The organism is Sphingomonas oligophenolica, assembly GCF_039522915.1.
In the GTDB taxonomy this organism is placed as follows: domain Bacteria; phylum Pseudomonadota; class Alphaproteobacteria; order Sphingomonadales; family Sphingomonadaceae; genus Sphingomonas; species Sphingomonas oligophenolica.
Genome location: NZ_BAAAEH010000018.1, coordinates 22394 through 32107, shown reverse-complemented (window position 1 = coordinate 32107; position 9714 = coordinate 22394). Strand labels below are relative to the sequence as shown.

11 protein-coding genes are annotated in these 9714 nt (G+C 65.4%); 9 read left to right on the top strand and 2 right to left on the bottom strand.

Translation table 11 applies throughout. The features are described from left to right. Window positions 1-273 precede the first annotated feature (273 nt). Window positions 274-1146 carry an EamA family transporter gene (locus ABD050_RS10450; protein WP_343889255.1) on the top strand — a complete coding sequence of 291 codons (873 nt, stop codon included), beginning with the start codon at window positions 274-276 and terminating at the stop codon, window positions 1144-1146. 35 nt (window positions 1147-1181) lie between these two features. Then, window positions 1182-2042, top strand: a complete 861-nt coding sequence (locus ABD050_RS10445; protein WP_343889254.1) for an ion channel — start codon at window positions 1182-1184, stop codon at window positions 2040-2042. A 156-nt stretch (window positions 2043-2198) separates the two neighbouring features. On the opposite strand, the gene ABD050_RS10440 is transcribed toward ABD050_RS10445, so the two are convergent. Beyond that, on the bottom strand, window positions 2199-2705 hold the full coding sequence (locus ABD050_RS10440) for a thioredoxin family protein (protein ID WP_343889253.1): 507 nt from the start codon (window positions 2703-2705) through the stop codon (window positions 2199-2201). Window positions 2706-2827: 122 nt separating this feature from the next. Beyond that, entirely contained in the window at window positions 2828-3631 is an 804-nt protein-coding gene (locus ABD050_RS10435) for a cold-shock protein (protein WP_343889252.1), read from the bottom strand. A 224-nt stretch (window positions 3632-3855) separates the two neighbouring features. Here ABD050_RS10435 and ABD050_RS10430 point away from each other — a divergent pair, with 224 nt between their 5' ends. The 7 genes from ABD050_RS10430 (at window position 3856) to ABD050_RS10400 (ending at window position 9712) form a co-directional block, all read left to right on the top strand. Continuing rightward, window positions 3856-4662: a TerC family protein gene (locus tag ABD050_RS10430; protein ID WP_343889251.1), complete on the top strand. Its 807-nt coding sequence runs from the start codon at window positions 3856-3858 to the stop codon at window positions 4660-4662. 31 nt (window positions 4663-4693) lie between these two features. Then, on the top strand, window positions 4694-5314 hold the full coding sequence (locus tag ABD050_RS10425; RefSeq protein ID WP_343889250.1) for a ribonuclease D: 621 nt from the start codon (window positions 4694-4696) through the stop codon (window positions 5312-5314). 101 nt (window positions 5315-5415) lie between these two features. Beyond that, entirely contained in the window at window positions 5416-6054 is a 639-nt protein-coding gene (gene lptC / locus ABD050_RS10420; protein ID WP_343889249.1) for an LPS export ABC transporter periplasmic protein LptC, read from the top strand. 25 nt (window positions 6055-6079) lie between these two features. Beyond that, complete coding sequence (locus ABD050_RS10415) at window positions 6080-6607, top strand: LptA/OstA family protein (protein WP_343889258.1); 528 nt, start codon at window positions 6080-6082, stop codon at window positions 6605-6607. Between the two features lie 232 nt (window positions 6608-6839). Beyond that, window positions 6840-7628 (top strand): LPS export ABC transporter ATP-binding protein, encoded by a 789-nt coding sequence (gene lptB, locus ABD050_RS10410; protein ID WP_425542435.1) that lies wholly within the window; start codon window positions 6840-6842, stop codon window positions 7626-7628. Window positions 7629-7632: 4 nt separating this feature from the next. After that, entirely contained in the window at window positions 7633-9144 is a 1512-nt protein-coding gene (gene rpoN / locus ABD050_RS10405; RefSeq protein WP_343889248.1) for an RNA polymerase factor sigma-54, read from the top strand. Window positions 9145-9166: 22 nt separating this feature from the next. Next, window positions 9167-9712 carry a glutathione peroxidase gene (locus ABD050_RS10400; protein WP_343889247.1) on the top strand — a complete coding sequence of 182 codons (546 nt, stop codon included), beginning with the start codon at window positions 9167-9169 and terminating at the stop codon, window positions 9710-9712. Window positions 9713-9714: the final 2 nt, after the last annotated feature.

Sequence of the window (9714 nt, the reverse complement as noted above, 5' to 3'; positions counted from 1 at the left end):
GTCCCAACTCTTCCCAGTCTCGTCAAACTCGCATCAGCCTGACGCCCGAGAATCTGCCCCAGTTACCAATTCCGCTGTTATCGGATAACAGCGGGAGAACAGCGACGGAACAGCGACGCGGAACAGCGGGGAACAGCGGCAACAACAGCGGAGCGGTGCGCCATAGCAGCGGGAGAATATCGTCCGACAATGTCAAAGAGCGGGACGGCCCTCATGGGGCGCCCATCCGCCATCGCCTTCCCACACTCTTCCCAGAGGTTGAATTGGCTGCGCATGCTTGTGTCGCCCGGCGACCCACTTCATGGCGGCGTCATGCCCGCCTTCACGCTCGCCGCATTGCTGATGATCGCGTCGGGATCGATTCATGCGGTGGTCAATGCGATCGTGAAAGGCGGGCGCGACAAGGCTGCTGGCCGTGCGATCACCGATGGGACGAGCGCAATCATCCTGTTGCCGGCCACCCTGCTGGTGCCATTGCCGCATGGCGCCTGGGGCTGGCTGGCGGCGAGCGCGCTCATCCATTGCTTCTATCTCTATGCGCTGATCCGCGCCTATCGAATCGCCGATCTCTCGGCGGCCTATCCGGTGCTGCGCGGCACCGCCCCGCTGATCACCGCGCTGGTGACGCTGGGGTTCCTGCGCGAACCGGCCACGACCAGCCAGATCGCTGGAATCGCGCTGATCGGCGCTGCGATGTTCGTGATGATCGCCGGCCGGCATATCGGCCGTGCCGCGCTCGGCTGGTCGCTGGCGACCGGACTCTGCATCGCCGGCTACACCGTGATCGATGCGATCGGCGTCCGCGCCGCGCCGAGCGCCGACAGCTATATCGTCTGGCTGTTCGTCCAGATGGGGGCGGTGGTCGTCCTGATGTTCGGCCTGCTCTCGCGCGGCGCAATGTTCGCGGCGGCGCGGGCGCAGTGGCGGCCCGGTGTGATCGCCGGGGTCCTCTCGATCCTGACCTATGGAATGGCGCTCACCGCCTTTTCGCTCGGGCCGACCGCGCCGCTCGCCGCGCTGCGCGAAACCGGCATGGTGACGGCGTTGCTGATCTCGATCCTGTTCCTGAAGGAGCGCGCCACCACCGGACGGGTGATCGGCGTGTTCGGGATATTGGGGGGCGCGGCGCTGATCCTCAGCGGCTGATTGACGGCGCCGCGATCCTGGCCGACGTTCTTGCCATGCCGAGAAAACCGCGCCGCCAGATCGTCAACTTCGCCGGATCGCCCGCGATCAAGGTGGGCGCGCCGTCGCCGCTCGGCGATATCTATTATTGGGTGATGGAGATGAGCTGGCCGGTTTTCATCGGCCTCGCCTCGCTCGTCTTCCTCGCCATCAACCTGATGTTCGGCGCGATCTACGCTCTCCTGCCCGGCACGGTGGCCAACGCAGTGCCCGGTTCGATCGTCGACGGCTTCTTCTTCTCGGTCGATACGCTGGGGACGGTCGGCTATGGCGTGATGGCGCCGGCTACTCATTTCGGCCATGCCATCGCCTCAGTCGAGATCCTGACCGGCCTGTTCTTTTCGGCCACCATGACCGGCCTGATCTTCGCGCGCTTCGCCCGGCCGCGCGAGAGCCTCGTGTTCAGCAATGTCGCCGTGATCGGCCGCTATGAAGGCAAGAAGGCGCTGATGGTCCGCGTCGCCTCGATGCGCTCGCAACCGCTCGCTGACGCCACCGCGCAAATGTCCTATCTGCGCACGGTGCATCTGCATGACGGGCGCACCTTCCGCAGCCTCAGCACCTTGCCGCTGATGCGCAACGTCAACCCGCTGCTCGGCCTTTCCTGGACGATCGTGCATCTGATGGAGGATGACAGCCCGCTGCTCGAATCGCTGTTGGGAGAAGATCGCTTCCTGCTCACGGTGACGATCGGCGGGCTCGATACGCTGCTCGCCAGCCCGTCACAGGGCGGCGCGCGCTATGACCGCGAGCATGTGCTGATCGACCATGAATTCGTCGATGTGATCTCAGACGAGAATGGCACGATTCGTCTCGACATGACCTTGCTTCATGATGCGGTGCCGATCAGCGGTTGAGCGAAGAACAATCGGGCCGGAGGCGGCTGGCCTGCACTGGGCGTCGTGTATTGGCCTGGCCAACAGGTACGTTCGGGCACTTTCCTTCCTGCTGCCCGGCGAGGGCCGGGGAAGAAAGGAAGTGAGGGCGGCCATGTGGTGCGCCTGATAGCGCCCCTATTTCGTCCAGCCCGCCAGCCAGTCGGCGAGCGCCTGGGGGCTCATGCTGCGGGCGTCGGCAAGCGCGGCGGTGTGACCCGGATTGAGCAGCCGGTCAGTGCGCGGATCGACGATGAGGACGCTCGGCACGCCCTCCAGCCGTTCAGTGATGCCGTAATGCGCCGGGATATCGAGGTTCTTGTCGAACCGGCCGACATCGACGACGACAATCTCGTAGCGCGCGGCGAGGAATTTACGGAGCTCGGGCAGGTCCATGGCGCCGGCGAGCAAGCGACAATCGAGGCACCAGTTGCCGCCGAGATCGATCAGCAGGAGCTTGTGGCGCGCCCTGGCGCGGGCTTTCGCGACGGCGACGACGGCGCGGGCGTTCGCCTGCTCGTCATAGGGCAGCGGCAGGGGCGTTGCGAGCTGGTCGAAGCTCGCGATCGATAGGTGCGGCGCAGGTGCGGCGCCTGCGGGCGCGGCGAAGGCGAGGCCGATAAGGGCGATGAGCAGAGTGCGCATGAACCGATCCTAAACTACAGCAATTTACTGTGCATTAGGCATGGGGCGTTGCGCGCACCGCAAAGAAAAACCCGGCACGCCTAAAGCGTACCGGGTCTTTTCTGTCGTCCAAAAGCCGGAACTTATGCGATCGAAGTGAGGTTCACCGCTGCATATTTGCCGCGCCGATCGACCTCGAGCTCGAATTCGAGCCGGTCGCCTTCGTTGAGGCTGGTCATGCCGCCGCGTTCCACCGCCGAGATATGGACGAACGCATCGGGCTGGCCATCGTCGCGCTGAATGAAGCCGAAGCCCTTCATCGCGTTGAAGAACTTGACCGTTCCGGTCGCCTTCTCGCCGGTCAGCTGGCGCTGCGGCCCGGCGCCACCGGCGGCACCACGCGGGCCGCCCGGACCCGCATCACGATCACGCGGCGGGCCGCGGTCAGTGACGGGGAGGGGCTCGCCCTCGATCTTGAGATCGGTCGCCGAGATACGGCCGCCGCGATCGACCAGGGTGAAGCCGAGCGGCTGTCCCTCGGCCAGACCGGTCAGGCCGGCCTGCTCGACCGCCGAGATGTGCACGAACACATCCTCGCCGCCATCATCGCGAACGACGAAGCCGAAGCCCTTCTGGCCGTTGAAGAATTTGACGACGCCCGTGCCCTCGCCAACGACCTGGGGCGGCATGCCGCGACCACCGCCGCCAGCGCCGGCTCCACCGCCGAAGCCGCCGCCGCTGCGGAAACCGCCGCCGCCGCCGCCGCCGAAGCGATCACCGCCGCCGCCGCCGAATCGGTCACCACCGCCACCGAAGCGATCGCCGCCACCGCCGAAGCGGTCACCACCGCCAAAGCCGCTGTCGAAACCGCCTTCACCGCCGAAACCGTCACGCTTGTCGCGCCCACGCCCGCCGCGATCCCCGCGGCGTCCTTTATCGAAACTCATGCCCTGTTCGTCTTCCCGGCTCGTCCAAATCGCCATATCAACACGCCCGCGCTGGACGAAAAGCGCGGATGTTCGAACGCCAAACCAATCGCGTCACCGAGTCGGTGTAGCGTAATTCCCCTTAGCCTGCGAATAAATTCGTCCGAAATACGGCAAGATCAATCGAATCGGTGACATCAAATCCACGCTTGCGCCGCGGGAAGGGGCACGGCAGACCCGCGGGCATGTCGATCATGGCCCTTATCACCGATCCCGCCGCCTGGGCGGCGCTTGCAACGCTGATTGTGATGGAGGTGGTGCTGGGGATCGACAATCTGATCTTCATCTCGCTCCTTTCCAACAAGCTGCCCGAAGACCAGCGGGCCCGGGTACGCCGGGTCGGCATCGGCCTCGCGCTGATCCTGCGCCTCGCGCTGCTCTCGACGATCGCCTGGATCGCGCAGATGGTGGTGCCGGTGTTCGACCTTGGCCTGGCCGGCGCGCTCGACACGCATGGCGAACCGAGCTTCGAGACCGCCTTTTCGATCCGCGACCTGATACTCATCGCCGGCGGCGTCTTCCTGCTGTGGAAGGCGACCAGCGAAATCCATCACAGCATGGATCCCGCCGAATCGGGCGAGGGGCTCGATGAGGAGGGCAACAAGAAGGGTCGCGCGGTGATGAGCTTCGGCGCGGCGATCGTGCAGATCCTGCTGCTCGACATGGTCTTCTCGATCGATTCTATCCTGACCGCGGTCGGCATGACCGACGACCTGCCGGTGATGTTCGTCGCCGTCATCGTCGCGGTCGGGGTGATGCTGTTCGCCGCGACCCCGCTCGCCGATTTCATCGCCCGCAACCCGACCGTGGTGATGCTCGCGCTCGGCTTCCTGCTGATGATCGGCATGGTGCTGATCGCCGACGGCTTCGGCGTGCATGTGCCCAAGGGCTATATCTACAGCGCAATGGCCTTTTCGGCCGGGGTCGAGACGCTCAACATCCTGTCGCGCAAGGCGCGCGAGCGCAAAAGAGCGGGAGGCGGAGGGCATTGAGCGGGACGCCGTTCGCGGCTAGGCGAACGGCATGACCGTTTATCTCCACGAAGAAGACATTCCCGCAGGGCTGTTCGCCGATGGCGCCGACATCGCCGTCGATACCGAGACGATGGGCCTGATCACGCCGCGCGACCGGCTGTGCGTCGTCCAGCTTTCAGACGGCGGCGCTGACGAGCATCTCGTCCGCTTCTCGCCCGGGAGCGATTATGCAGCGCCGAACCTGCGCGCGCTGCTCGCCGATCCCGCTCGCGTGAAGCTCTATCATTTCGCGCGATTCGACCTCGCCGCGATCAAACATTATCTGAAGGTCGACGCAGCGCCGGTCTATTGCACCAAGACCGCCTCGCGGCTGGTGCGCACCTATACCGATCGACATGGCCTGAAGGAGCTCGTCCGCGAGCTGCTCGGCCAGGATATCTCGAAGGCGCAGCAATCCTCCGACTGGGGCGGCCCCGTCCTTTCCGACGCGCAGAAGGATTATGCCGCCTCCGACGTGCGGTATCTCCACCGCATGCGCGAGGAACTCGACCGGCGCCTCGCGCGCGAGGGCCGGACGGCGCTTGCCCAGGCCTGTTTCGACTTCCTGCCCGCACGCGCCGACCTCGATCTCGCAGGCTGGCCCGAGATCGACATCTTCGCGCATGTCTGAAAACACCCGAAGAGCGGGCTTGGCCGCCCAAGGTTCCGGCGATGCGCAGCATCGCCGGAATGGCGGCGGAGGGTGGTGCCGCCTCGCCAAGGGCGACAAGAATGTCTGAAGCCGCGGTCAGCGTTCGCAGCGCCCGGCAGATCTGGGCTGCGCCGGGGAGCAGTCACGACCGGGTCATCGGCGTGCTGCGCCTCGTGCTGCCGGTGCTGATCGGCGTGCTCGCCGCATTCCTGGTGATGATGCCGCTTGCCGGATCGGGCGATGTCAGCTTCCTGCTCGACAAGAACAAGGTCGAGGTCGCCAAGGAAAGGCTGCGAATCCAGTCGGCTACCTATCGCGGGGAGGACGGCAAGGGGCAGCCCTTCAAGCTCACCGCGGGCTCAGCCGTGCAGAAGAGCTCGGCAGAGCCGATCGTCCAGCTCAACCAGCTCGCCGCGACGATCGGCCTTGCGGACGGGCCGGCCAGCGTCGTCGCCGATCATGGCCGCTATAACATCGACAGCCAGCAGGTAATGCTCGACGGCCCCCTGCGATTCAATGCGTCCGGCGGCTATCAGATCGACACCAACGACGCGACGGTCGACTTGAAGACCCGCATGATGCGGAGCGGCGGGGCGGTGACCGGCACCGTGCCGCAAGGGACGTTCAGCGCATCGCGGCTTACCGCCGACCTGGAAAACCATGTCGTGACGCTCGACGGCAATGCGCGCTTGCGGATCGTGCCGCGAAAGAGGAGATAGGCTGCCCATGGCCCGTCCGACCCGCATGATCGCGCTAGCAGCGCTTTTCCCCGTCTTTTTATGGGCCGGCGGGACGACGGCGCAGAACCGTCACGATTCGACCGCGCCGATCAATTTCGGCGCTGACCATATCGAGCTTCAGGACAAGGCGAATCGCGCGATCCTGACCGGCAACGTCTCCGTCCGCCAGGCGGAGATGACGCTCAATTCGGCCAGGATGACCGTCGCCTATACCGGTCAGGTGGTCGACGGCAGCCCCCAGGTTTCGCGGCTCGATGCTGCCGGCAACGTCACCGTCACCCGCCCCGACCAGACGGCGCGCAGCCAATATGCGGTCTATGACCTCAACAAGCGAATCATCACCATGCTCGGCGGCGTCACGCTCCTTCAGGGCGGCAACACCGTCAATGGCGGCCGGCTGACGATCAACCTCGATACCGGCCGCGCGGTGATTGACGGTTCGGCGGTCGGCGGCGCGCCCGGCACCGTGACGAACAGCGGCGGCCGGGTGACCGGCACCTTCTCGGTACCGAAGCGGAACCAGAGCCAATAGCGACCCGATACCGCTGGAATTGGCCCATAGCCGCGTGGTCGAATCGGAACAGTTGAACGCCGATCGACCCTAAATCACCGAATCGCCGCCTTTTTGATCGCGCTCGCCGCGTTCCGCTTTCCTTGGACACGCGTCTGTTGCATGAGCCTGTCCAATGACCACATGCACAAAGCCTGCCAATCGCAACGAACCAGGCATTTGTTGACCCAATGATGCGAGCACGGAACCCTTCATGGCCGATGTGACCACCCTTGAAGCGCCAATGCCGGAGAGCCACCCAATCGCCGAAGCACCGGTGATGAAAGGCCTGTCGGTCGTCTCGATCGCCAAATCCTACGACAAGAGAGTCGTGCTGTCTGACGTCTCGGTCTCGGTCGGGCGCGGCGAGGTGATCGGGCTGCTCGGGCCCAACGGCGCGGGCAAGACGACCTGCTTCTATTCGGTAATGGGGCTGGTGAAGCCCGATTCGGGACGCATCCTGCTCGACGGCGACGATATCACCGGCCTGCCCATGTATCGCCGGGCGATCCTCGGCCTCGGCTATCTGCCGCAGGAGACGTCGATCTTTCGCGGCCTCTCGGTCGAGAAGAACATCCTGACCGTGCTCGAGCTCTCCGAGCCCGACCCTGCGGCGCGCGAGACAAGGCTCAACACCCTGCTCGAGGAATTCGGCCTGACCCGGCTGCGCGATTCGCCGGCGATGGCGCTGTCGGGCGGCGAACGCCGCCGCGCCGAGATCGCCCGTGCGCTTGCCGCCGATCCGTCGATCATGTTGCTCGACGAGCCGTTCGCGGGGATCGATCCGCTGTCGATCGCCGATATCCGCGACCTGATCTGCGAATTGAAGAAGCGCGGCATCGGCGTGCTGATCACTGACCATAATGTCCGCGAGACGCTCGAGATCGTCGACCGCGCCTATATCATCTATGACGGCCGGGTGCTGTTCACCGGCTCGCCCGCCGAGCTGGTTGCCGATGCCAATGTCCGGCGGCTCTATCTCGGCGAGGGTTTCTCGCTGTAACATCATGAGTCTCGCCCCCCGCCTCGATCTGCGACAGTCGCAATCGCTGGTGATGACGCCGCAGCTGCAGCAGGCGATCCGCCTGCTCGCGCTCTCCAATCTCGAGGTCGAAGGTTTCATCGCCGAGGAGATCGAGAAGAACCCGCTGCTCGAATCCTCAGCGCCCGAGGAGGACGGCCCGATCCAGGAGCGCGACGCGCCGGAGGATTTCGACGCCGGCCCGCGCACCGAGCCGGCGAGCGCCGACGAGCTGCTGATGGGCGGCGACAGCACCGGCGAGGCGTCACTCGACGTCGATTTCACCGCCGAGAGCTTCCATCACGACAGCGTCGCCGACAGCAGCGGCGGCATGGATGGCGCGCTCGGCATGAACGGCGCCAGCGGCGGGCAAGGCGAGGACGGCCCCGATTTCGACGCGTTCGCCGATACCGGCCTCAGCCTTGCCGACCATCTGCTCGCCCAGGCCGGGCCGGTGGTCGACGGGCCCGACATGTTCATCGCGGCGCATCTGATCGACCAGATCGACGAGACCGGCTATCTGACCGCGCCCTTGCTCGAGATCGCCAACCGGCTCGGCGTCGCGCTCGCCCGGGTCGAGCAGGTGCTGGCGATCATCCAGACCTTCGACCCCACCGGCGTCGGCGCCCGGTCGCTTTCCGAATGCCTCGCGCTGCAGGCGAAGGAGGCCGACCGTTACGATCCGTGCATGGCGCGGCTGATCGACAATCTCGATCTCGTCGCACGCGGCGACATGGCGCGGCTCAGGCGGATCTGCGACGTCGATGACGAAGACCTTGCCGACATGATCCGGGAGCTGCGCGGATACGACCCGAAGCCGGGCTGCCGTTTCGGCGGCGAGGCGATGCAGGCGGTCGTCCCCGATATCTTCGTCGCGCGGCGCAAGGGCGGCTGGGCGATCGAGATCAACGCAGCGACGCTGCCGCGGCTGCTCGTCAACCGCGGCTATTATGTCGAGCTATCGGGCGGGCACCAGGACAAGGCGTCGAAGGCGTGGCTGTCGGAATGCCTCGCCAGCGCCAACTGGCTGGTCAAGGCGCTCGACCAGCGCCAGCGCACCATCGTCAAGGTGGCGACCGAGATCGTCAAGCAGCAGGAGGCGTTCTTCGTGCACGGCGTCTCCCACCTCAAGCCGATGACGCTGCGCCAGGTCGCCGATGCGATCGAGATGCACGAATCGACCGTAAGCCGCGTGACGAGCAACAAATATCTGAGCTGCGCGCGCGGGCTCTATGAGCTCAAATATTTCTTCACCAGCGCGATCCAGTCCTCGGACGGCGGCGATGCGGTCTCCGCCCAGGCCGTGAAGAGCGCGATTCGGGCGCTGATCGCGGCCGAGGAGCCAAAGGCGATCCTCAGCGACGACACGCTGGTCGAATTGCTCAACGCCAAGGGATTCGACATCGCGCGGCGGACGGTCGCGAAATATCGCGAGGCGCTCGGGATCGGCAGCTCGGTGCAGCGGCGCCGGCAAAAGGCGCTGGAAGGCGTCGGCTGAGACAGGCCTTCAGGAGACCCTCATGACCATGATCCAGGACATCCCGCTCAAGACTATCGACGGCAAGGAGGACAGCCTCGCCAACCATGCCGGCAAGGTGCTGCTGGTCGTCAATGTCGCGTCGAAATGCGGGCTGACCCCGCAATATGACGGGCTCGAAAAGCTCTATGCCGCGTATCGTGATCGCGGCTTCGAAGTGCTCGGCTTTCCCGCCAATAATTTCGGCGCGCAGGAGCCGGGGACCGATACCGAGATCGCTGAATTTTGCGCGCTGACCTATGATGTCGACTTCCCGCTCTTCTCCAAGATCAGCGTCGTGGGCGAGGACAAGCACCCGCTTTACGCGGCGCTGACCGCAGCGCAGCCGACTGCCACCAGCGCCAATGGCGGCGCGATGCGGGAGAGGCTGGCGGGGCACGGGATCACGCCCAATCCCGAGCCCGAGATACTCTGGAATTTCGAGAAGTTCCTGATTGACCGCGGTGGCGCCGTGGTTGCCCGCTTCTCGCCCGACACGGCCCCGGACGATCCGGCGCTGGCCGCAGCGATCGAACGCGCGCTGGCCTGAGC

What these genes read in the sequence shown, in the direction of transcription:
- ABD050_RS10450 (WP_343889255.1), top strand. Translation starts at nt 274, where the DNA reads ATGCTTGTGTCGCCCGGCGACCCACTTCATGGCGGCGTCATGCCCGCC.
- ABD050_RS10445 (WP_343889254.1), top strand. Translation starts at nt 1,182, where the DNA reads ATGCCGAGAAAACCGCGCCGCCAGATCGTCAACTTCGCCGGATCGCCC.
- ABD050_RS10440 (WP_343889253.1), bottom strand. Translation starts at nt 2,705, where the DNA reads ATGCGCACTCTGCTCATCGCCCTTATCGGCCTCGCCTTCGCCGCGCCC.
- ABD050_RS10435 (WP_343889252.1), bottom strand. Translation starts at nt 3,631, where the DNA reads ATGAGTTTCGATAAAGGACGCCGCGGGGATCGCGGCGGGCGTGGGCGC.
- ABD050_RS10430 (WP_343889251.1), top strand. Translation starts at nt 3,856, where the DNA reads ATGTCGATCATGGCCCTTATCACCGATCCCGCCGCCTGGGCGGCGCTT.
- ABD050_RS10425 (WP_343889250.1), top strand. Translation starts at nt 4,694, where the DNA reads ATGACCGTTTATCTCCACGAAGAAGACATTCCCGCAGGGCTGTTCGCC.
- lptC (WP_343889249.1), top strand. Translation starts at nt 5,416, where the DNA reads ATGTCTGAAGCCGCGGTCAGCGTTCGCAGCGCCCGGCAGATCTGGGCT.
- ABD050_RS10415 (WP_343889258.1), top strand. Translation starts at nt 6,080, where the DNA reads ATGATCGCGCTAGCAGCGCTTTTCCCCGTCTTTTTATGGGCCGGCGGG.
- lptB (WP_425542435.1), top strand. Translation starts at nt 6,840, where the DNA reads ATGGCCGATGTGACCACCCTTGAAGCGCCAATGCCGGAGAGCCACCCA.
- rpoN (WP_343889248.1), top strand. Translation starts at nt 7,633, where the DNA reads ATGAGTCTCGCCCCCCGCCTCGATCTGCGACAGTCGCAATCGCTGGTG.
- ABD050_RS10400 (WP_343889247.1), top strand. Translation starts at nt 9,167, where the DNA reads ATGACCATGATCCAGGACATCCCGCTCAAGACTATCGACGGCAAGGAG.